The organism is Mycobacterium sp. TH-M116 (assembly GCF_057473685.1).
Window position 1 is genome coordinate 1 of sequence record NZ_JBYCLC010000147.1, and the last position, 22,366, is coordinate 22,366.

The following is a 22,366-nucleotide window of genomic DNA, read 5'->3' on the forward strand; positions in this document are numbered from 1 at the left end:
GCCGGCGCGGGCGGCGCTTCCCGTTCGGCTGGTTCCTCAGAGCTCACGGCCACACAATAGGGTGGACTCTCGATGAGGCCCTACTACGTCACGACGGCCATCGCGTATCCGAACGCGGCGCCGCACGTCGGTCACGCGTACGAGTACATCGCCACGGACGCGATCGCCCGGTTCAAGCGGCTCGACGGCTTCGACGTGCGTTTCCTGACCGGAACCGACGAGCACGGCCTGAAGGTCGCCCAGGCGGCCGCGGCCGCCGGCATCCCCACCGCGCAGCTGGCGCGTCGCAACTCGGAGGTGTTCCAGCGCGTCCAGGAGGCACTGAACATCTCCTTCGACCGGTTCATCCGCACCACCGATCCCGACCACTACCGCGCCTCCCAGGAGATCTGGCGGCGCATGTCGGCGGCCGGCGACATCTACCTCGACAACTACTCGGGGTGGTACTCGGTGCGCGACGAACGGTTCTTCTTCGAGGCCGAGACGCAGCTTCTCGAGGACGGAACGCGCGTGGCGACCGAAACCGGCGCCGCACTGACCTGGACCGAGGAGCAGTCCTACTTCTTCCGGCTGTCGGCGTACGGGGAACGGCTGCTGGCCCACTACGACGCCAATCCGGGCTTCATCGCCCCCGAGGTGCGGCGCAACGAGGTGGTCAGCTTCGTGTCGAGCGGCCTGGCGGACATTTCGATCTCGCGCACCTCCTTCGACTGGGGGGTGCCGGTGCCCGACGACCCGAAGCACGTCATGTACGTCTGGGTCGACGCGCTCACCAACTACCTGACCGGTGCGGGCTTCCCCGACACCGACGCGGAGCTGTTCCGGCGCTACTGGCCCGCGGATCTGCACATGATCGGCAAGGACATCATCCGGTTCCACGCCGTGTATTGGCCGGCATTCCTGATGTCGGCGGGGATCGAGCTTCCCCGAACCGTGTGCGCGCACGGATTTCTGCATCATCGGGGCGAAAAGATGAGCAAGTCGGTGGGCAACGTCGTCGACCCGGTGGCGCTGGCGGACACATTCGGGGTGGATCAGGTTCGCTATTTCCTGTTGCGTGAGGTCCCGTTCGGTCAGGACGGCAACTACACCGAAGAGGCCATCGTCACGCGGATCAACACCGACCTGGCCAACGAGCTGGGCAACCTGGCCCAGCGCTCGCTGTCGATGGTGGCCAAGAACCTGGGCGGCGTGGTCCCCGACCCCGGTGAGCCGACCGCGGCCGACACCGAGCTGCTGACGACGGCCGACGGCCTGCTGGAGCGGGTGCGCGCCGGTTTCGACGCGCTGGCGATGCACTTGGCCCTGGAGGCGATCTGGCTCATGCTCGGCGACGCCAACAAGTACTTCTCGGCCCAGCAGCCGTGGGTGCTGCGCAAGAGCGAATCCGTGTCGGACCAGGCGCGCTTTCGTGCTGTGCTGTACACGACGTGTGAGGCGGTGCGCATCGCGGCGCTGCTGGTGCAGCCCGTCATGCCCGAATCGGCAGGCAAACTCCTCGATTTGCTCGGGCAGGCGCAAGACCGGCGAGGGTTCGACGCCATCGGTACCCGGCTGGCCCCGGGCACGGTGCTACCGCCCCCGACGGGGGTGTTCCCCCGCTACCAGCCCGTATCCGAACCCGCCTAGCCTGCTCCCAGCCTGCTCCCAGCCTGCGCCCAGCCGGCTCCTAGCCTGCTCCGGCCACCATGACACCGGTGGCGGACCCATCCGGTTGCGCATGACGCAACGCCTCACGGGCGAGGAACTGGCGGAAGTAGGCGAGCGCGCTCTCGTCGACGACACCGGCGAGCAGCAGGTCCCACATCCGGCCGGTTCGTCCGACGAGGTCCTCGTCGACGCCGTCGGCGCGAACCAGGTTGGAAATCAAGCACGTTCCGAGCATGGTAACGACGATCGACTCCCCGAGCCGTTCCGGGTCGAGGCCGGATCTGAGGTCCCCCTCATCGGTTGCCCGTTGCGCCTCCGCGGACATCAGTTCGATCAGACCCGCGCAGAAACGCGTGGCGGAGTCGTTGAAACCGCTCAGGGCGCAGGTCAATTGCTCGGCGGTGCGGGCCACCTTGTCCGATCGCACCATGGTCGCGATCGTGAAGGTGCCGTGGATCATGTTCTCCAACGCCGGCGAAGAAGTCCCACACACGTGACGGAAGGCGCCCAACAGCGCGTCCGATCCCTCGTCGATGATCGCGGACGCCAACGATTCCTTGGAATCGAAGTGATGATACAAGGCCCCCTTGGTCATCCCCGTCCGTTCGATGATCGTGCCCCACGCAGCCGCCGAGTACCCGACCTCACCGAACACGTCAATCGCTGCATCGAGGATCCTCCGTCGAGTGGCTTCGGATCGAACTTGACGCGCCATCGCTGCTACACCTCCAGGGTTCGGTGGGTCTGTACCGATCCACGCAACCCGGTGTCTCGTCTCCGGTTGTAAGGGAGTAAGCCTAACAATGCAGCCGGGCCAAGGCCTCGATCGCATGGACTTGCCGCGTCGTTCACGCCGAATCAGCGGGCGCGGGCGGTCACTCGTTGCCGGCCGGCGTCGTGGCGTCGCGCGGAATGTCCAGGGTGGCAATCGGATACATTCCCGACCCGTCCCGGCCGTCGCGGGCCAGCGCCATCGGCGCGTAGTTCACCACGTGCGAGGCGCCAGGTTTGTGCTGCTGCCAGCCCACGGTGGCGCGAAGCGTGTAGTGGCCGGGCGCCAGGCCCCCCAGGTCGACGTGCACGGATTCGGTCGATGACACCGGTACCGCCTCCTGCCGCGATTGACTGGAGTCGTCGCGCACCAGGGTTTTGAGGTCGACCGTCGCCGGCAGGCTGCGCACCACCGATCCGGTGAAGTCCACCAGACGGTAGCCGGGGACCCAGCGCTCGGTCATGGCTGCCGAGCCGTAGTTCGTCCAGACCACCGAGATGCTGGCCACCTTGCCGCGCACGGATTGCGATCCCGGCTGCGCCTCAACCGAATAGCGGTAGCCGGCAGACGAATTAGCTTGCGCCCAAACCAGATACAGGCCGGAGTCCATCGCTGTCGTGGAGTCCTGGTCGGGAAAGTCGATGCTGGACGTCATCGACACGTGATATCTGACCACATCGTGCAGGCCCTTTTCGTAGTAGGACCGCGGGGCGGTGCCGCTGGGCGGCGTGCACCATTGCGTGATCACGGGCGCGGAGAGCAACCGCTGTTTGATCGCCGTGACGACCGCGTCGCCGGACTGGACGTAGTGGGAATCGCCGGACTCCGCCCACGAGGGCAGGGGCGACCGCACCCCCAGGCAGTCCGCGCGGATTCCCACCGGCCCGGACAGCTTCTTGGTGACGTCGTCGGCGAGTAGTTCGCGCACGATCTCAGGGTTCTGCGCGGCGACCACCAATTGCGTGTGCGGGAACGCGGCCACGTTCGCCTCGACCAGCCGGCGAATGGAGGTGACGGTGATGTTCTGATCGCGGGACTGGCTGTAATAGCCCAGGGCGGTGGCACTCTCGTCGGGGGACGGGCCCGGCGCACCCAGCGCGTCGCGCAGGTAGTCGATCTGGTTCTCCCCGAAGTCGCCGTACCCGGAGAACTCGAACACGCCGAGTCGCTCGTCGGCGTCGTAACGGCGGCCGAGCGCGGCGAGCAGCCCGCCGAACGCGTCGAGGTAGGCGGGGTCGTTCCAGTTCGGCACGACCTGGGTCACCCCGGGCGTCGAACCGTTCGGCCGTCCGGGATAGGCGGAGGCCGCAGAGCGCATCCAGTCGGGGATCGCGATGTTGGTGTTGTCGGGGTGGGAGTTCCCGCAGCAGGAGCTGAATGCGTACACGCCGAGAGTCAACCGCATGTTGCGGTTCGCCAGCTTGGTCAGCGTGTCGTCGATCGCGCTGAAGTCGTACTTGCGGTCGTCGGGAGCGTCCGGTGGAAGCGTTCGCGGATCGGTGGGCTGCAGCTGCCGCCACGAGAGGCGCAGACTGGCGTCGTATGACGCGGGCCATGCCGAATAGCGCTGCTGCGCGGGATTGCTTTGCGGGAAAAGAGGATTCAACAGATCTTCGTACTGCCCCCGCAGCGGGTTCGGGATTTCCTGAACGCTGGGCGGTATGGCCGGGCTGACCATCGCCGAAAGCGGCCCGGGGTCGGGGTGACCACTGCACCCGGCCAGGGTCAGCGCCGTGCACGCGGCGACGGTCAGCGCGCCATTCCTCAACAACAATCCGGACCTCGACACCAGGGCTAGATCGCGAACACCGGCAGCGCCTCGCGGTCCGCGAGGAAGGGCATCGGCATCCACCGCGAGGACGACAGGGCTTGCAGCGCCGCGACCGCTTCGCGCGCGCCGGCGTCAGCCGCGGTCACGACGCGGTCCAGGCTGCGCGGCACGGGCTCCTCCGATACGAAGCACCTGTCCCGGCTGGGCGCCGGAAGCAATCAGGTCGGTTGTCGTCTGCAAACTCAGTGCTCTCGATGCGCAACGCACCGGGAGCGCCGTCTTCATTATCCGTCTAGCGGGTACGGCGGCACGGCGGCCGGTCATCTCTGGGCGTAGCGCAGCCTAACACGCGCACCCCGCGCAGCTAGGAGGACATTTTGGCCTCGACGTTGCCCTCGGCCCGACGGCAGCTACCGACATGTCCGCCCGATCTGCCCGTGTCCGCGGGCCGGACGCCCGCGGCGCGCGAACCGGCCGCTCTGTCAAGCTGGGGCCGTGCGAATCGACCGGCTCGGGGACCTCGGTGCCGTGCCGCGGGTGCTGCGTGCCGTCGGTGCGGCCACCGGCCGGCTCGGCCTGCCGGCGCCGGCCGCGCTGACCGGAGAGTGGTTCGGCGCGCAGGCGGTGATCGCGCCGAGTCTGCAGGTCCAGCGGGCGGACACCGCCGACGCGTTCACGGTGCACGAGCAGGACCGCCGGGCGCAGGTTCCCGAAGCGGTGGGGGGCGGCTGGATCGGGTACCTGTCCTACCCGGACGCCGGAGCCGATGGCCGCGCGAACCGGATACCCGAGGCCGCCGGCGGCTGGACGGACTGCGTGCTGCGCAGCGACTCGGACGGGCAGTGGTTCTACGAGAGCCTCTCCGGTGCGCCGATGCCGGACTGGCTGACCGCCGCGCTGGCGGCCGCCCCCGCCCCGGCGCGTGAGTGCCGCATCGCCTGGGACGCGGCCGACCGGGAAGCGCACCGGGGCGGGGTGCTCGCCTGCCTGGACGCGATCCGCGCGGGCGAGGTCTATCAGGCGTGCGTATGCACCCAGTTCACCGGGACGGTCGACGGGAACCCCCTGGATTTCTTCGTCGAGGGCGTCGCACGCACCGCCCCGGCCCGCGCGGCCTATCTCGCCGGACCGTGGGGCGCAGTGGCGTCGCTGTCTCCGGAGCTGTTCCTGCGCCGGCGGGAGTCGGTCGTGACGTCCAGCCCCATCAAGGGCACCCTGCCGCTGGACGCCTGGCCGGCGGCGCTGCGCTCCTCGGCCAAGGAGGTGGCCGAGAACATCATGATCGTGGACCTGGTCCGCAACGACCTGGGCCGGGTCGCGGTCGTCGGCAGCGTCACCGTGCCCGAGTTGCTGGTGGTGCGTCGGGCGCCGGGCGTGTGGCACCTGGTGTCCACGGTCTCGGCCCGGGTTCCCGACGGGTTGCCCACCTCGGCGTTGCTCGACGCCGCCTTCCCGCCGGCCTCGGTGACGGGAACCCCGAAGCACCGGGCGCGCCGGCTGCTCTCCGGATGGGAACAGAGGCGGCGCGGAGTATATTGCGGCACAGTCGGTTTAGCCTCCCCGATAGCCGGGTGCGAACTCAACGTCGCAATCCGCACCGTCGAGTTCGACGCGGCGGGCGGCGCCGTGCTGGGCGTCGGCGGCGGGATCACCGCCGACTCCGATCCCGACGCGGAGTGGCAGGAGTGCCTGCACAAGGCGGCCCCGATCGTCGGGGCGCCGCGCATTCCGGCCGCGGCGCCGGTCGGCTAGCGGCTGAACGGCCAGGGTAGCGGCGGTGAAAATCCGGGTAACCTGCACGCCAGTGGCCGCGAGCGCCTAAGCTCGAGCCATCGAACCGCGCCCAGCGCGAGTCGACTGCGTTGGAGGGGTCTGTCATGAGAATCGCTGTTCTGGGCACCGTCGCCGCCGCTTTCGTGGGAGGGACGCTGGCGGTCACGCCCCTGACCACGGTGAGCGCGCCCTTGCCCGTAGGTGGGATGTGCGACGCCACGGGCGGCGCCGGGTGCGAGAAGCTGGCCGCCGTCCTGATGCCCGAGGCACCGAAGCCGGTCGCGCAGCACGCCGAATCCCCGGCCTTCTCCGAGGCGGGCAACATGATCGCGCCGCAGCCGGCGCCCGAACCCGGCGCGCCGTCGGCCGCCAGTGAGGTGCCCGCGGCCGCCGCACCCGCAATGATCGGCGGCGGCAGCGCCGGACGGGCAATCGGCGGGTCCGGCACGCCGGTCGGGGGGCTGGGCGGCGTTCCCGACGGGGGATTGGGTGGCATTCCGGACCCCTACGCCCTGGCGCCCATGCTGCCCGGCCTTGCCGGAGCCGTGCCCGGACTGGCCGGGGTCGGGGGCCTGACCGCCATCCCCGTCAGCGCGGCCTCGGTGCTGCCACTCCTGCTGGGCTCCGCAAGCAGCGTGTTTGGCCTCGGAGAATCCGCCGTCTTTGCGCTCATCTACCTCAAGGACGTCGGGCTCCTGCCCAACAACATCGGCTTGCCCTCGTTCTCGATCCCCGGTGTCAACACCATCGGGACCAGCGGGCTGACGACCGCGGCCGCCGCGCTCCCCGCAGTAGCGTCCATCCCGGGGGCGGCGGCGGTTCTCCCGGCGGCAGGTCTGCCGTCGGTCGGTGTGCCCGCGATACCTGCGCTGCCGGCGCTTCCGGCGCTGCCCGCGGTGGGCCTCCCGGCGGCGCCGGCGCTGGCGGGACTGCCCGCCCTCCCGCACCCGCAGTTCTGCACACCGTCGATCGGCCCCATCGGAGCGTGCACCCCCTGATATCGACTCAGGCCTTCCGGGATCGCAGCACCGCGTCGTAGAGCTGGCGTGAGCGCACCCCGGGGTGTGCCGCCGCCACCTCGCCGCAGGCGTCTTTGACGCGGACGCCGTCAGCGGCGAGTTCCTCCACCCGCGTCACCAGCGCCGGAAGATCGGCGCGGGGCGTGGTACCGGCCAGTACGACCGTGATCTCGCCGAGCACGCCGTCGGCCGCCCGCGCAGCCAACTCCTCGAGCGTCCCGCGCACCACCTCTTCGTGCACCTTCGTCAGCTCCCGGCACATCGCCGCCGGGCGGGCACCGCCGAGTTCGTCGACCGCATCGCGCAGACACGCGGCCAGCCGGCGCGGCGACTCGAAGAACACGCAGGTGCGCCGCTCGTCGGCCAGCGAAGCCAGCCAGGCCCGGCGCGCCGGAGCCTTGCGCGGCGCGAATCCCTCGAAGCAGAACCGGTCCGAGGGTAGACCGGAGACCGCCAGCGCGGTGGTCACCGCCGACGGGCCCGGCAGACACGTCACCGGCAAGCCCGCTGCGACGCACGCCCGGACCAGCCGGTACCCCGGGTCGCTGATCACCGGCATGCCCGCGTCGCTGACCACCAACACGGTCGCTCCGGAATTGACCTCGTCGACCAGGGCGGGCACCCGCGTGGCCTCGACCTGGTCGAACAGGCTGACCACCCGGCCGGTGATGGCGACGCCGAGGGCTTTCGCCAGCATTCGTACCCGGCGGGTGTCCTCGGCGGCCACCACGTCGGCGCGGGCCAGGGCATCGATCAGGCGCGACGACGCATCCGAGGGCTGTCCCAGCGGGGTCGCGCCGAGCAACAGCCGACCGGGGGTCATGACGCACAGCTTACGATCGACGAGATGACCGCCCCGCTCCGCGAACGCTCCGTGGCCGCGCAGGAGCGTGTCGTCCCCGTCGTCAGCCCCGGACGCTTGATCCCGGTCGCCGATTTCGGACCGACCGACCACCTCCGGGGCTGGGTCACAACGGGCGTCGTCACGCTGCTGGCGGCGGTGAGCCGGTTGGTGAACCTGGGCTCGCCGACCGACGCCGGCACGCCCGTCTTCGACGAGAAGCACTACGCGCCGCAGGCCTGGCAGATGCTGCACAACCACGGGGTGGAGGACAACCCCGGCTTCGGCCTGGTCGTCCATCCTCCCGTCGGCAAGCAGGTGATCGCGCTGGGCGAGGCGATTTTCGGCTACGACGGCGTGGGCTGGCGATTCAGCGGTGCCGTGCTGGGGGTGGTCCTGGTCGCGCTGGTGACGCGCATCGTGCGGCGGATCAGCCGCTCGACGCTGGTCGGCGGCATCGCGGGCATACTGCTGATTTGCGACGGCGTCAGTTTCGTCACCGCCCGGACCGCGCTGCTCGACGGAATCCTCACCTTTTTCGTGGTGGCGGCTTTCGGGGCCCTCATCGTCGACCGCGACCAGGTGCGCCGGCGGATGCACGTCGCGCTGCTGGAGGGCCGCATTGCCGAAACCGAATGGGGCCCACGACTCGGCGTGCGCTGGTGGCGTTTCGGCGCCGGGGTGCTGCTCGGCTTGGCGTGCGGGACGAAGTGGTCGGGTCTGTACTTCGTCGTGTTCTTCGGGGCGATGTCGTTGGCGTCCGACGTGGCCGCGCGCCGTCAGTACCAGGTCACGCGGCCCTGGCTCGGCACGCTGCGCCGCGACCTGGCGCCCACCGGCTACGCGCTGGGCCTGATCCCGTTCGCCGTCTACCTGGCCGGCTATGCGCCCTGGTTCGCCTCGGAAACCGCGATCGACCGGCACGAAGTGGGCCAGGCGATCGGGCCTCACTCGGTGGTGCCCCTCCCCGACGCCGTGCGCTCGCTGTGGTACTACACCGCCAAGGCGTTCCAGTTCCATGCCGGCCTGACGAACGCCGCCGGCAACCACCACCCGTGGGAGTCCAAGCCGTGGAGCTGGCCGATGTCGCTGCGGCCCGTGCTGTACGCCATCGACCAGCAGAACGTTCCCGGCTGCGGCACCCAGTCGTGCGTCAAAGCCGAGATGCTGATCGGCACGCCCGCCATGTGGTGGCCGGCGGTGTTGGTCCTCGCATATGGGACGTGGCGCATGGTCGTACGCCGGGACTGGCGGTACGCCGTGGTCTGGGTCGGCTACTGCGCGGGGTGGCTGCCGTGGTTCGCCGACATCGACCGGCAGATGTACTTCTTCTACGCGGCGACGATGGCGCCCTTCCTCGTCATGGCCATCGCATTGATCTGCGGTGACATTCTCTATGCCCCTGAGCAGGGCCGGGAACGTCGCACGCTCGGGCTGATCCTGGTGAGTTGCTACGTGGCCTCGGTGGCGACCAACTTCGCCTGGCTCTTCCCGGTGCTCACCGGGCTGCCCATCTCGCAACAGACCTGGAACATGGAGATCTGGCTGCCCAGCTGGCGGTGAGTTCGCGATCGGTCGCACCGAGATTGCCGTGAGGGCTGTGATCCGGGCCGCGGGCACAACCGTGGCGGCAATCTCGGCGCACTGTCGGTCGTCGCGCACATCATGGCCGCGTGACTCGCGTATTTCTCGGGAGCGAAGCGATAGCGCACGGCAGGCTGACCCGGGGCCAGCTGCGCTGGAATCACCGGCAAGTCCATCGTGATGTATACCTGCCCAAGAACGCGACCAGGTCGCTGCGAGAAGATATCCACGCGGCGTATTTGTGGTCCGGGCGCAGGGCGATCATCGCCGGCCGCGCGGCCGCGGCGCTGCACGGAGCGAAATGGGTGGACGACTTCACCCCGATCGAAATCGTCGGTGGCTTCCACCATCCACCGCCGGGCATCATCGTTCGCCGGGAACGAATCGGCGATGAGGACATCACGGCCCTGGGCGGGCTCCGTGTGACCAATCCGGCGCGCACGGCATTCGACCTGGCGCGGCACCTGCCCCGGAGCCTCGCGGTGACCCACCTCGACGCGCTGTCGGCCGCGACGGGACTGACCGCCGCGGCGGTGACACCGATGATCGCCCGCCACCCGGGAACACGCGGCGTGCGGCAATGCCGGACGCCGCTCTCGTTGATGGATGGCGGCGCCCAATCGCCCAAGGAGACCTGGCTGCGACTGGTGCTCATCGACGGTGGTCTACCGCGGCCGGTCACACAGATCAAAGTGACCGACGGACACGACGTGGCCTATCTCGACATGGGCTGGGAGCAGGCGATGGTGGCGGTCGAGTACGACGGCGACCAGCACCGCGCCGATCGACGGCAATACGTCAAAGACATTCGTCGCGCCGAGATGCTCGATCGCCTGGGTTGGCGCGTGATCAGGGTGATCAAGGAAGACCGGCCGGCGGCAATCGTCCGGCGGGCAGCTGACGTGCTGGCACGGAGGTCGGCGCCGAGAGTGCCGTGAGGGCTGCGATCCGGGCCGCGGGCACAACCGTGGCGGCAATCTCGGCGCAGCAGAGCTGGACCGGGCTAGACCGGATCGCGGGCGGCCGGACAGGACATGCAGCGCGGGCCGCCGCGGCCGGTGCCCAGTTCGGACCCCGCGATGGTCAGCACCTCGATGCCGGCCTCCTGCAGCCGGGTGTTGGTCTGGACGTTGCGCTCGTAGGCGACGACGACGCCGGGCGCCAACGCCAGGGTGTTGTTGCCGTCGTCCCACTGTTCGCGTTCGGCGACTTCGGGATCCAGACCGGTGTCGATGACGCGCAGCTTGTCGATTCCCATCGCCTTGGCTGCGGCCTCCAGGAACGGCGTCTCGTCGCTGATGGTCACGCCGTCGGGTGTGCGCTGAATGGTGAACGCCGAGAGCGAGTCGACGATGTTGGCGTACATCACCACGGTCTCGGTGTCGACCATCGTGCACACCGTGTCCAGGTGCATCTGCGCGCGCCGCTGCACGATCGGCACGGCCAGCACGGTGGTGGCCAGGTCGTCGTCGAAAAGGCTGCGCGCCAACGCTTCGGCACCCGCCGGAGAGGTACGCTCACCAACCCCGACCGCGAGCACACCCGGGGCGAGCAACAAGACGTCACCGCCCTCGACCGGCGCGGTACGCGACTCGTAGGCCCGTCTCACCCCGGTGAAACGCGGGTGATGGGCGTAGATGAGGTCGGTCAGCGAGGCCTCGCGCACCCGCGCCTGCAGTGCAAGCGTCGGGATCACCACCCGCGGACCGATCCACATCGACGAGTCACGGGTGAACAACAGGTTCGGCAGCGGGTCGATGACGAAGTCAGAACCGCGGTGCATGCGAAGCACCAGCGACACATCTGTGCGCGTTTCCGGCGGCAACTCGCCGAACGTCATACCGGCCATCAGCACGTGGGCCAGCCTGCCTGGTTCGAGGCTGCGCAGATGGGCCGAAAGTTCTTGCGCCAGAGGCACTCCCAGCCTCCATGTATCGACGGCAGCTGCCACGCCCTGCATCCGGGCCGCCCCGCTGTGGTTGAGCGACTCGGTCAGCAGGTCCGACATCAGCAGGACCTCCACGCCGCGGCTGCGCAGCAACTCGGCGAACTGGTCGTGCTCCTCCTGCGCGCGCGCCACCCACGGCAGCCCGTCGAACAGCAGCTGGTCGACGTTGCGCGGGCTGAGCCGGCCCAGCTCGGCGCCCGGGCGGTGCAGGATGGCCACCCGTAACGTGCCGACCTCGGAATCGGTGCCCAACTCGACGACGCCCACAGAGCAACCGTAGCGGCGCCACGATCGGGCCACACACCCGCCGCGCCGCCATCGGTTCGAACGTGCGTGCGATACGCTGGGTGACGTGGGGATCGCGGTCCAGGGCTCGCTTTTCGAGCACACCGAACGCCGCCACCTCAGCGGCGGCGCCTTCATCGAAATCCGCGCGGGCTGGCTCGCGGGTGACTCGCCCGACGCGGCGGAGCTGTTCGAGGCCCTGCTGGCGACCGTGCCCTGGCGGGCCGAACGCCGCCACATGTACGACCGGGTGGTCGACGTGCCGCGGCTGGTGAGCTTTCACGACCTGACACTCGAGGACCCCCCACACCCCCTGCTGGGGCGGCTGCGGCGGCGGCTCAACGACATCTACGCCGGCGAGCTCGGTGAACCGTTCACGACCGTGGGGCTGTGTTGCTACCGCGACGGCTCTGACAGTGTGGCCTGGCACGGCGACACCATCGGCCGCAGCAGTGCCGAGGACACCATGGTCGCGATCGTCAGTCTCGGCGCCACGCGTACCTTCGCGTTGCGGCGCCGCGGCTCAGGCCCCCGGGGCCCGTCGTTGCGGCTGCCGCAAGCGCACGGCGACTTGCTGGTGATGGGCGGATCATGCCAGCGCACCTGGGAGCACGCGGTGCCCAAGACGTCGGCGCCCGCGGGTCCGCGGATCAGCGTCCAGTTCCGGCCGCGCGATGTCCGCTGACCCGCTCAACTCCGGACCGCGGCTACCGCCTTGACGAGCAGGTCGCGGGCACGATCGGTGTCGACCGGCGCCACCGGCTGGTCGGGGATCACCAGCGGGTTGGCGATGACGATCACCTGGTAGTCGCCGAACTGAGCGGAATAGTCGTAGAGCTCCCCGGTGCGGACCGCGCCCGCGACCACCGTCTGCAGGACGCGGTGGGTGCCCAGCGTGTGAACTCCGGCGATGTGCGGCGCCCCGACCACCTCGATGCCGCCGCGCAGCTGGTCTCCGGAGAACGCCACCTTGGCGCAGTCCTTCCCCGGGTCGGCGAGCGGCACCTCCGCGGAGGTCTCCACGGCGATCACGACGAACCGGTTGCCCTTGCCCTCGGCGGAGATGGCGGCCATATTGCCTTTCAGGTCCGGCGGCATGTCCGGGATCGCCACCGCTGTCGCGCAGTTCGCAGGATCAAAACGCAGTCCTTCGGGCAGCTTGCGCGGAGCCAGCAGCTGCGGGTCGATCCCCCGCTCGCCGATGTCGGTGACCGTGAAGTCGGGCCCGAAGCTCGACTTCACGACGGAGACCTTGCCGATGTCCGCCTTCACCGCCGAGGCATCCGTACCCGATGAACAGCCGGCGAGCACGCACACCCAGGCGGCCGCGGCCCACAGCTTGACCATCGTGGCCAATCTACCCAAGCCGGATGCTCAGCCGCGCAACGTGGACACCGTTGTGACGAGCAGGTCGGCGGCGAACTGCGGTGGCAACGCCGGCACGGCCGCCCCCGGATCGGTGACGAGTGTGGTGAACGCGTAGTGGTCCCCCAGATAGGCGATGAACGTATATGCGCGCGAATCGATCTGGGTGCCCGACTCAACGGAGGACTTGAGGTCGGCCACCATGCCGAGGGTTTGCGCGCCGTCGACGTGCGGGGCCGCGATGAGACGCACGCCGGCCGTGGTGTGACCCGCGCTCATGGTCCACTGACCACACGTCGCGACGAGATTCGCGTCGGGGTCCGCCGGACCCGGCAGCGTCACCACGACCGCGTCGACGATGCCTCCCGCACCCGATCCGGAGACGCCCTGGGCGGACTGGGCACGCCCCGCGCCGGGGTCGGCGAGCGCGGCGCAGCGCGCGGGCCTGGCCCTGACGTCGGCTGCGTTCGCCCCCAGACCCCAGGTCAAGTCGGGCGCGGCCCCCCTGGCGACGCCGCCGGCCACCTCGTAACCGGGTGGGAAATCGCCGGCGATCCGCTTGATGTGGGCGGGATTGACGGCCGCACCGCGCGGCGCCGGCGGCGAGGTCGACGGACCCGGCGCCGGCGACATGGTGCACGCGGTCGCCAGCAGGGTGAGCACGGGAATCGCCGCCCCGCCGTTCCGCAACGGCCGCATGCGGTGTTCCTATCACGAAAATCAGCGTCCTTCGGGCATTGCGGGGCTCAGCCGACCGCCTCGATCACTTGGCGGGCTGCGCGGTCGATCCGATCGGCCATGTCAGCCGTGAGTCCCATGTCGCGGCGGCGGGGCACGTCGATCACGGTCGTGACGACTCCGACGTCTTCGCGCTGCCACACCGCGCCGGAGCGGTCCATGATGGCACGCATCGCCACGTTTCCGGACAGCATTCGCGCCGAGAATTTTTCGACCTTGTTGAGCCGGGCGGCGATGGACAGTGCGCCGATCAGGAAGGTCCCGATCCCCCGGCCCTGGTAGGCGTCGGCGACGGTGAACGCGATCTCGGCGACCGTCGGGTCGGCATCGTCGCGCACGAATCGCGCATCCGCCACGGGGTCGGTCCCATCGGTCACCACCCAGACGAAGTGGTCGACGTAGTCGACCTCGGACAGGTAGTGCATCAACGCCGGGCTCGGGAGGCGAGCCGTCATGAACCGCCGGTACAGCGTCTCGCCGGAAAAGTGGACATGCCCGTGCACGGTCCGTTCGCTGTCACCCGGCAGAACCGGGCGCAACAGCAGGTGAGTGCCGTCGCGTAACCGCATCGGGATGGGTGTGATGAATGCGGCGAGGCGTTGGCGCACCATGCGCAGCAACCGGTCCATGACCCCGGGAATGTTCACCAATCGGGCGAATGTGTCACCGTCCCCGATCCATCCGGCCAGGGGTTCGACGGTCGTGACCGTAGCCGTCCGCGGAATGTCGCGCAGCAGCGCGATCTCCCCGACGATCATGCCCGGCACGACCCGCTCGAGAATCGCCACGCCGTCGTCGCCGACGTGTTCGACTTCGGCGCTGCCCGACGATATGAGCAGGAACGAGACCGCCTGCTCACCCTGCCGCATCAGCACCTGGCCTGCCGTGGCACGCAGCGGCTCGACGCAGGCGGCCAACGGCACCAGGTCCGCGACGGCACAGTCCGCGAAGATCTGCATGGTCGCGAGCTCTTCGGCGCGCGCACCGGTCAGTTCGGCCACCGCGATGTCCTAGGGGTCGCAGAGTGCCGGCACACGCCCAGTTCCCGTGCCGCCCGCACTGCTATGAACCTGCCGTTTTTCTTTGTGCCTCCCCGACCCTCACCCGCGCCGGTACGGGGCACGGTCCCACTCAGGCTATGGCGTCGGCTGCCGATGCGGCAACAACCGGTAAGCGGACATCCGCGAGTCGATCCTTGAATTCGTCAACGTGCTCACGGAAAGTTGCCCACGAATCCGCGGCGGTCACCTCGTTGACCTTTTGCCGGGATATGCATCGTCGACTTCCGCGGCACCGACCGATTAATGCACGTGCAAAGGTCTTGTCGCCAGAATCCGTGCCGGCCGCGACTCAATAGCCATTTTCGCGCGATACCCGCGCAGCATGAGTTTTGCCGGGCGGGGCCCATGATCGACCACCGCCCGCCGATGCACCAACCGCACCCCTAGGGCGGCCCGCGGATTTTCGAGGATAAAATGCTTTGCGCCCCGCGAAAGCCCGCTCGGCGCGTCGTGGGCCGCCACCGGCGCGCCGATCCGCACAGTTTGCCAGGTCAGCCGACGGCGACGCGGCGATGTGCTGCTACGTGGAGACTGTTATGTTCGAAGTCTTTGTCATCGACGATTGCCATCAGCGCCAAAGAGTTGTCCTGCGCATAAGGCCGGAAATACACGGCTTTAAGCGCAGATTATTGCTTGGCGATTACCGGGAGTTCGATCCGGGAACAGTGAGAAACACACTCCCATCAGTCTCGGATCGCAGGGGCGATGCCGCCATGCCCGCCAAGCGCATAGACAGTCAACCGGCACCCATTTACGGTGGTTGCCGCTTTGTCAAAGCGGTCCATTAGGCCAAAAAAAGACGTGGTAATCACGGGAACTTGTAATATGCTGAGTCCGGCCCTGACGTCGTTTGCATTCCTTTGGTATGGATTTCCCCCCGGGGAGGTCGAGAGGATGGCCATTCGTAGGCGACGAGAGCGCCGTCCGTGAAGTCACGTCCATCGTTCTGACACTCGCCGGCACAGCGTCGGCGCACCGAACTCCCCGGAGGCCCGATGACCGTCATCCCCCTGAACGCCGCCAACGCCGACAAATTCCAGCTTGGGCACAGCCTCAGCTGGACTGACCCGGACATCGACTGCACGCTGGTGCTGTCGCAACCGTCGACGGACAGCGACCTCTGGGACGAGTACGCCGACGGCGCCCAGCGCAGCTACCGCAAACACGGCGTCGAGTGCGCTCTGGACGTCGACGCGCTGCTCAGCGGCTCCGACACCATCATGTACCTGGCAGTGGTCGATTCCGGCGGACAGATGGTGGCAGGCGTGCGGGCCATCGGGCCGTTGCACTCGGCCGACGACTCGCACGCGGTGGCCGAATGGTCCGGGCAGCCGGGAGAACAGACCGTCCGCAACATGATCACCGCCCGGGTGCCCTTCGGCGTCCTGGAAATGAAGTCGGCGTGGGTGGCCGACGAACTGAACCACGATCGCTGCCTCACCGCTGCTCTGGCCCGCAGCGGCTTTCACATGATGGCTCTGCTCGATGCGCAGTTCTGCATGGCCACGGCCGCCGCCTACGTCCTGAACCGGTGGCGCTCCTCCGGTGGGGTGGTCGCGGGCGTTCCCGCCACGCCCTATCCCGACGAGCGCTATCAGACCAAGATGATGTGGTGGAATCGTCGCGATTTCGTCAACCATGCGGAACCGGAACAAGTTGCGAAAATCCTGGTCGAGACCCAGCACGTGACGCAGTCGTTCTACCGCGGGCCCGGGACCGAAGCGCCGCTCGCCGAGAGGGCGTGAGCATCGCGATCCACTGCAGATCCGGACCCGCTCGGTCGAGGTGAGCCGAGCGGGCGGAATCACCGACGTCACCGGTGCGACTGGATCCCGATGTACTTGGGGCGCTGGGCCGGCGAATCCATGGACCCGTGGTGGCGCGGCGCGGCGAAGTTCATCGGGATGAAGCGCCTGGCCAACAATGCCTCCATCGCCGCGCTGTCCAAGGGACGGGACAGCAAAAAACCCTGCGCGCGGGTGCACCCGATGGCCAGCAGCGCTTTCGCCGCGCTGACGGTCTCGACGCCCTCGGCCACCACCTCGAGCCCGAAGGCGTTCGCCAGCGTCACGATCGACTGCACGATCGCGAGATCGCGGGCACTGTCGCCGAGATCGCGAACGAAACCGCGGTCGATCTTGAGCAGGTCGACGGGAAGGGATTTCAGGTATCCCAGGGCGCTGTATCCGGTGCCGAAGTCATCGATGGCGATCTGCACGCCGATGTCCTTGAGTCCGGTCAGCGTCTTGCGCGTGGCCTCGATGTCTGCCACCACGACGCGTTCGGTGATTTCGAGGCAGACCGCGCTCGGATCGAGCCCGAACGCCTCGATCGTCGCGGCAACCGTGTCGACGATGCCGTCGGCGACCAATTGCACCGGAGAGACGTTGATGCGCAACACGGCGCCCCGCCCGACGCCGTGCGCCTGCCAGTGCCCGAACTGCGCGCAGGCCGACCGCATGACGAGACGGCCGAGCTTGCCCGCCAGGTTGACCGATTCGACGACGTCGATGAAGGAGTCGGGCATCAGCAGCCCCCGGGTGGGGTGCTGCCAGCGGACGAGCGCCTCGGTGCCCAGGACTTCGCCGGTGCGCATGTCGAACTCCGGCAGGTAATGCAGCACCAGGTCGGGGCTTCCGCTGTCGATGGTCTCCTGCAGGCGCAGTTCGATGTCGGTGCGGATAGCTTCCTTGGCGGCCATCTCGGGGCTGAAGGCGGTGACGGTGGCCCCGCCGCACCCCTTGGCCGATTGGATGGCCTGGTCGGCCCGTAACAGCAGCTCCGAGCTGGTGTCGTGTCCGGGTGTTCCCGCGGCGACGCCGATGCTGACGGTGCGGCCGAGCATCTCGCCGTCGATCACGACCTGCCTGTGGACCCGATTCTGCACCTGGCGGGCGAAGTCCGCGGCGGTGTCCACGGTCATCGGCGCGGCCGGCACGACGACGAACTCGTCGCCGCCGAACCGGGCGATCAGGGCGGGAACGTCGACCGCCGCCCGCAGGAGGTCGGCGAAAGCCATGATGAAACGGTCGCCAGGATTTTGACCGAGATGATCGTTGACCACCTTCAACCGGTCAACGTCGAGGAACAGGATCGAGACCGGACCGGGCATGCCCGCCCCAAGACGCTCGTCGAGCCGGCCGATCAGGGTTCGCCGGTTCAGCAGACCGGTGAGATCGTCGTGTTCGGCAAGGTGGCGAACCTGCTCCTCGGCGACGGTGCGGGCCTGCAACTGGGCGAAGAGCGCCGCGATCGCCTGCAGCGCGTTCAGCTCCTCGGGCATCCATTCGCGGTCGCCGAACTTGACGAAGCCCAGCGTTCCGGTGGTCAGGTCCCCGGACAGCAGCGGGACGCAGGCGAGCGAAACGGCGGGTACGCCGGTTCCCTCCTCGATGTTCGACTGGTAGTCGGCGTTGGCCGTCTCGGGGCGCAAGACGTCGGGTTGCTTGAGGGTCTCGGCCCGGGCGAAGACGGAGTCGGCGTCGGCGAAGTAGACGACACCGAGCGGGTCGGGTTCGGGGATTTCCGGGCGCGGCGGCCACTCGGCGATCAGCATCGTCGCGTGGATGGTGTGGTCGTTGTGGCGCAGAAAGCCGAAATCCACGCCGAACCGGTCGACCAGGTTGGCGAGCACCCGCTCACTGATGGACGCCGCGTTGCCGGCGACAGCTGCCATCAACTCGGCAGCGGCCCCGGTTACCAGGTCGTCCAACGAGCCGGACACCCCCCAAGGGTAGCGGGTGGTGCTAATGCGGCACATGGACGCGCTCGAAGTTGCGCCGGCTGCGGACCGAGGCCGGCGCGGCGACGGCGCAACGCAGGATCAGCGCGGCTGACGCACCGGAGGGCACACCGACCAGTTGCCGGAACCGCTGCTGGAGCTCGCCCAGCTCATCGGCGAACGTCGGCGACAAACCGACGAGATCCGCACGGTCGTGGGCGTACAGAAACGCCGGCGAGATGGGCTGGACCGCCAGCCCGTGCTGTTGCGCGGCGATCCACACCGCTTCGACGGCCGATCCGCCCCGCGCGTAGTCGGTCAGGGACCGTCCGGCCACCGAGACAACGGCCACCGCGCAACTCGTCGACAGGCGCCGGCGGGTGTCCTCGCCCAGGGCGCCTCCGGCATGCCAGTCGGCCAGGTTGGTCATCACGTCCGGCCGCCGCAAGATGTCGAGCACTGCGAGGTCGCCGGCCCCGAGCTCGAGGCTGCGCACGTCGATACCGGTGTCGGGATGCGGATCTCCGGGCCACCTCAGCTCGGAGATCATGTCCGCGTGCAGCCGTGGCGTGAGATACCTGATGCGGTCGGCAGCCGCGAGAACATCAGCCACTGAGGCGATTTCGGGTTGCCCGGTCACCAGGTGCAGCAGGGCCCCCTCGCGGGCGGCGACCACGCGCATGCGGTCGACGGCCGCAGCGGCGATCGGCTGCGGCGTGCCGAGCTGCCGATTTGTTTCGCGTGCCAGCATCGACTGATACAGCGCGGCCAGATCCGGGTCGGCGCCGCCGCTCAGCTGCACCGTCGCCCGTAGCGGCGCGCCGTCGACGTTCTCCAGCACCGTCACCGGGCCCAGTACCTGCTGGCTGGCCGCGGCTACTTTGACGTTGAAGACGGCGGCGCCGAGCGCGACCGCGCTGCCGCGGTAGCCGGCGTCCATGGTCGACGTGTGCTCGGGCGCAAGCCGGATGGCGATCTCCTGCGGGGTGGCCTCGATGCGCCACGGTTGCGAGTTGCCCCCGGACGGGGCCCGCACTGCCGCCGCGGCGATGAGGCCCGACACACCCGGCAGCGCCGGATCCGGATCGGCGTCCGCGGGCACCGGGCCATCGCCGGCCCGCCGCGGTTCGTCGAGCCGGTCGATCGCCGAGCCCAGGTCGATGCGGGTCCGGCCCGATCGCAGGGCTTCGCCCACGCCGATCCGGCGGACCGCCTCGGCGATCGCGCTCGCCCCCAGGATGACGTCGCCGCAGACCTGCGGCCAGGTCGACAGCGTGCGGTCGATCTCGACCACCGACGCCAGGATGCGGGCCGACAGCTGGTCGGCTTCGAGGAACCGGAGCAGGTGCGGGACCTTTTCCCGGCTTTCCATGCCGGCCAGCCGGGCGTAATCCAGGCCGCCGAGCAGACCGTGCAGGATCGGGCGCTGCGGATCGAGGTCGAAACGCTCCACGTCCAGCAACCCCCGGTCGCTGGTCGCCATCAGCACGGGTATTCCCCGGGCGCGGGCGCCCTGCCGCAGGCTGACCTTGATGTCCAGCGAATCGCATTCCTCGACGACCACGTCCAGTCCGTCGAGGAACTCGTCGAGGTTGTCGACGGTCAGGCCCGCGTCCAGAACCCGGACGCGCAGGTAGGGATCGATCTCGGCGATTCGGCGGGCGGCCACCTCGGCCTTGTTGCGCCCGAGGTCGAATACGGTTGCCGGCACCCGGTTGAGGTTGGACAGCTCGAGGCCGTCGAAATCCGCGAGCCGCAACTCGCCGCAGAGGCCCTGCGCGGCCAGCGTGTGCGCGATGACATGCCCGACGCTGAGACCGGCCACGCCGACGCGCAGTTCGCCGAGCCGCGCCTGTTCGTCGGTGGTGATCACATTCCTGTTGCGATCCAATCGGACCGCGCGGAAACCGCGGGGCCCCAGAACCGACACCACTGCCCGGCGCCACGGGTAGTACGCCCACCGCCGGGGTTCGGTCACCAACTCCGCAGCGGGCGAGGGCCGCAGCGCACGCAACTGCGCGAGTTGATCCTGCGAGCGGTCGATGAATTCGACCGCGGGATCGGCGCGCAGTCGATCCACCTCCGCCTTTTCTACGGGATCCTCGGCGTCGAGAATTTCTGCGATCCAGGAAGCGATGGTCGTTTCTCCTCGGTGCTCGACCGCGTCAGCGAATGCTTGTCCCGATCGAACACCGATAACCGTGGAATCCGCGCGTTGGACAGGCGTGTCACTGCCACATAGTAGGGGGCCACCAGTAGGGGGCGGGCAGTTCCGGCGCCGGGCGACAATTCGGGTCGGGAAAAGACCGCATCCTCGAGGACCTGGTTTGGCGGTTGGAGTTCAGGGTTATAGCAGCACCAGTGTGCGCGTTCAGCGGTGAGGCCGGGTTGGACGACAACGGCGGGCGGCGGGCGGATGGGGATACTCAACCGCCTATGATCGCGGGAACTGAATCAAAGGCAGCAGAGCCGTGCAGGTAGCGCGTAGTCGCTGCGCGGCAATCGCCACCAGACGGGAAGTGGTATGACGGAGGGCAGCGAACGGCGGGCCGGCACCACCCGCCATCGGCTCGTCCTCGCAGCGTCACGCCAGTTTTCTCACCGCCCCTACAACCTGGTCAGCCTCGATGACATCCTCGTGGAGGCCGAGCTGACCAAAGGGGCGATGTACTTTCATTTCCCCTCCAAGCAGGCACTGGCGATGGCAATCATCGACCACGTCACCGAGATGAGCGGTGCCGTGGTCCGGGAGTTGCTCGCCCGCAAGATGTCGGGGCTGGAGACACTGATCGACCTCATCTATCTCCTTGCCGTCCAGGATGTCCAGGACGAGGTGGCCCGCGCCGGTCTGAGACTGCTCGACACCCTCGACAGCGGGCCGGATCTGGCCGGCACCCGGTGGCAGTCGTGGGTCGAGTTCGTCGCCACCCTCATCGAACGAGCACTCTCCGAAGGTGACGTCACCGACCGGCACGAACCCGGGGACGTCGCCATCATGCTCGTGGCAATGTGGGTTGGTGTCCGCAGAATCAGCGACCTCGACCAACCCGAGCACTACCTGGACAACCTGCGCAGGACGTGCACCCTCGCCCTCGCGAGCTTCACCAGCCCGGACCGGACCGACTACTTCACCCAGTTCACCAACCGGCGCCACGCGCTCGCGCTGAAAAAAGTCTCCACCGAACCGCTCGCGTTCGGTCGCCACGCCACGGCCGTGGCATCGGCACACCCACAGTCGTAGCCCGCAGTCGTAGCCCGGCGCCGGAAAGGCGGGCCGACGGGCTCTATGCCTCGTCGACCCACAGACGCTCGGTGAGATTCTCGAATGTCACCAGCACGACCGGATCGTCGTGGCGCATCAGCGCCGACTTGCTCATCTTTGCCCGCACCGTCCACCCCTCGCAGTGCTTCAGCCCGACAACCATGTTCGACAGTGCTTCGACTCCGGACAGCGCGTTCAGCGCGGCCAGGTCGATATTGAAGATCTGTGGGAACTCCGCACCCGCCAACCTGTCCTGCGGATAGCCGACCATGTCGGCGAACGCCGTGTTCGCGAACAGGATATCGCCGTCACGCGCGATGGCGACTGTGGGAACGGGGATCCTCTCCAAGACCACCACAGCGGGCAAACGCGTCAGGATTTCGGCCGGCGTATCGGCGGAACTCCCGTTCCGGCGCCGCTCCTCGACCCGCCGGCTTCCCTCCACGTCAGATGAGCCCTGGTGCAATCGCGCGTGCGTCATGGACGGCACACTAGCAACGCATTTGCATCGAGATCAAAGGATTGGCTCAACCCGTTCGCACTCAACCCGTTCGAATCAGTCATCACGTCCAGGCT

General features: G+C 68.6%; 19 protein-coding genes. 8 read left to right on the top strand and 11 right to left on the bottom strand.

Annotated elements, in window-relative coordinates; all coding sequences use genetic code 11:
* Positions 1-72: 72 nt before the first annotated feature.
* Positions 73-1,629, top strand: a complete 1,557-nt coding sequence (gene metG / locus AC2VOK_RS07000) for a methionine--tRNA ligase (RefSeq protein WP_428899816.1) — start codon at positions 73-75, stop codon at positions 1,627-1,629.
* Positions 1,630-1,669: 40 nt separating this feature from the next.
* On the opposite strand, the gene AC2VOK_RS07005 is transcribed toward metG, so the two are convergent.
* The 3 genes from AC2VOK_RS07005 to AC2VOK_RS07015 all read right to left on the bottom strand — a co-directional run bounded on the left by AC2VOK_RS07005 (position 1,670) and on the right by AC2VOK_RS07015 (position 4,363).
* Positions 1,670-2,365 carry a TetR family transcriptional regulator gene (locus AC2VOK_RS07005; RefSeq protein ID WP_428899817.1) on the bottom strand — a complete coding sequence of 232 codons (696 nt, stop codon included), beginning with the start codon at positions 2,363-2,365 and terminating at the stop codon, positions 1,670-1,672.
* A gap of 160 nt (positions 2,366-2,525) precedes the next feature.
* Positions 2,526-4,211, bottom strand: a complete 1,686-nt coding sequence (locus AC2VOK_RS07010; RefSeq protein WP_428899818.1) for a hypothetical protein — start codon at positions 4,209-4,211, stop codon at positions 2,526-2,528.
* Between the two features lie 5 nt (positions 4,212-4,216).
* Entirely contained in the window at positions 4,217-4,363 is a 147-nt protein-coding gene (locus tag AC2VOK_RS07015) for a hypothetical protein (protein ID WP_428899819.1), read from the bottom strand.
* A gap of 325 nt (positions 4,364-4,688) precedes the next feature.
* Between AC2VOK_RS07015 and AC2VOK_RS07020 the strand changes: the two genes are divergently transcribed.
* A complete protein-coding gene (locus AC2VOK_RS07020) occupies positions 4,689-5,945 on the top strand; it encodes an aminodeoxychorismate synthase component I (protein ID WP_428899820.1) in 1,257 nt (418 codons plus the stop codon).
* 125 nt (positions 5,946-6,070) lie between these two features.
* A complete protein-coding gene (locus AC2VOK_RS07025; RefSeq protein ID WP_428899821.1) occupies positions 6,071-6,964 on the top strand; it encodes a hypothetical protein in 894 nt (297 codons plus the stop codon).
* 7 nt (positions 6,965-6,971) lie between these two features.
* On the opposite strand, the gene rsmI is transcribed toward AC2VOK_RS07025, so the two are convergent.
* Positions 6,972-7,808 (bottom strand): 16S rRNA (cytidine(1402)-2'-O)-methyltransferase, encoded by an 837-nt coding sequence (rsmI, locus tag AC2VOK_RS07030; RefSeq protein WP_428899822.1) that lies wholly within the window; start codon positions 7,806-7,808, stop codon positions 6,972-6,974.
* A 24-nt stretch (positions 7,809-7,832) separates the two neighbouring features.
* On the opposite strand from rsmI, the gene AC2VOK_RS07035 reads away from it, so the two are divergent.
* Both AC2VOK_RS07035 and AC2VOK_RS07040 read left to right on the top strand, forming a co-directional pair.
* The gene (locus AC2VOK_RS07035; protein ID WP_428899823.1) at positions 7,833-9,389 is read left to right on the top strand and encodes a dolichyl-phosphate-mannose--protein mannosyltransferase; all 1,557 of its coding nucleotides are present in this window, start codon (positions 7,833-7,835) and stop codon (positions 9,387-9,389) included.
* A gap of 110 nt (positions 9,390-9,499) precedes the next feature.
* Entirely contained in the window at positions 9,500-10,348 is an 849-nt protein-coding gene (locus AC2VOK_RS07040) for a DUF559 domain-containing protein (RefSeq protein ID WP_428899824.1), read from the top strand.
* Between the two features lie 65 nt (positions 10,349-10,413).
* Here the strand turns inward: AC2VOK_RS07040 and arcA are convergent, their stop codons facing one another.
* Positions 10,414-11,625 carry an arginine deiminase gene (gene arcA, locus AC2VOK_RS07045; protein ID WP_428899825.1) on the bottom strand — a complete coding sequence of 404 codons (1,212 nt, stop codon included), beginning with the start codon at positions 11,623-11,625 and terminating at the stop codon, positions 10,414-10,416.
* An 85-nt stretch (positions 11,626-11,710) separates the two neighbouring features.
* Here arcA and AC2VOK_RS07050 point away from each other — a divergent pair, with 85 nt between their 5' ends.
* Positions 11,711-12,328, top strand: a complete 618-nt coding sequence (locus tag AC2VOK_RS07050; RefSeq protein WP_428899826.1) for an alpha-ketoglutarate-dependent dioxygenase AlkB — start codon at positions 11,711-11,713, stop codon at positions 12,326-12,328.
* Between the two features lie 5 nt (positions 12,329-12,333).
* Here AC2VOK_RS07050 and AC2VOK_RS07055 read toward each other — a convergent pair whose 3' ends face one another.
* The 3 genes from AC2VOK_RS07055 to AC2VOK_RS07065 are packed head-to-tail and all read right to left on the bottom strand — an operon-like array spanning position 12,334 to position 14,705.
* A complete protein-coding gene (locus AC2VOK_RS07055; RefSeq protein WP_428899827.1) occupies positions 12,334-12,990 on the bottom strand; it encodes a DUF5642 family protein in 657 nt (218 codons plus the stop codon).
* A gap of 27 nt (positions 12,991-13,017) precedes the next feature.
* Complete coding sequence (locus AC2VOK_RS07060; RefSeq protein ID WP_428899828.1) at positions 13,018-13,707, bottom strand: DUF5642 family protein; 690 nt, start codon at positions 13,705-13,707, stop codon at positions 13,018-13,020.
* Positions 13,708-13,754: 47 nt separating this feature from the next.
* Positions 13,755-14,705 (bottom strand): GNAT family N-acetyltransferase, encoded by a 951-nt coding sequence (locus AC2VOK_RS07065; RefSeq protein ID WP_428899833.1) that lies wholly within the window; start codon positions 14,703-14,705, stop codon positions 13,755-13,757.
* 1,097 nt (positions 14,706-15,802) lie between these two features.
* Between AC2VOK_RS07065 and AC2VOK_RS07070 the strand changes: the two genes are divergently transcribed.
* Positions 15,803-16,552, top strand: a complete 750-nt coding sequence (locus tag AC2VOK_RS07070; protein ID WP_428899829.1) for a hypothetical protein — start codon at positions 15,803-15,805, stop codon at positions 16,550-16,552.
* A gap of 68 nt (positions 16,553-16,620) precedes the next feature.
* On the opposite strand, the gene AC2VOK_RS07075 is transcribed toward AC2VOK_RS07070, so the two are convergent.
* Both AC2VOK_RS07075 and AC2VOK_RS07080 read right to left on the bottom strand, forming a co-directional pair.
* Complete coding sequence (locus AC2VOK_RS07075) at positions 16,621-18,531, bottom strand: bifunctional diguanylate cyclase/phosphodiesterase (RefSeq protein WP_428899830.1); 1,911 nt, start codon at positions 18,529-18,531, stop codon at positions 16,621-16,623.
* Between the two features lie 22 nt (positions 18,532-18,553).
* Positions 18,554-20,665 (bottom strand): Rv1355c family protein, encoded by a 2,112-nt coding sequence (locus AC2VOK_RS07080; RefSeq protein WP_428899834.1) that lies wholly within the window; start codon positions 20,663-20,665, stop codon positions 18,554-18,556.
* Between the two features lie 387 nt (positions 20,666-21,052).
* On the opposite strand from AC2VOK_RS07080, the gene AC2VOK_RS07085 reads away from it, so the two are divergent.
* On the top strand, positions 21,053-21,769 hold the full coding sequence (locus tag AC2VOK_RS07085) for a TetR family transcriptional regulator (protein ID WP_428899831.1): 717 nt from the start codon (positions 21,053-21,055) through the stop codon (positions 21,767-21,769).
* 43 nt (positions 21,770-21,812) lie between these two features.
* Here the strand turns inward: AC2VOK_RS07085 and AC2VOK_RS07090 are convergent, their stop codons facing one another.
* Entirely contained in the window at positions 21,813-22,271 is a 459-nt protein-coding gene (locus AC2VOK_RS07090; protein WP_428899832.1) for a PAS domain-containing protein, read from the bottom strand.
* Between the last annotated feature and the right edge of the window lie 95 nt (positions 22,272-22,366).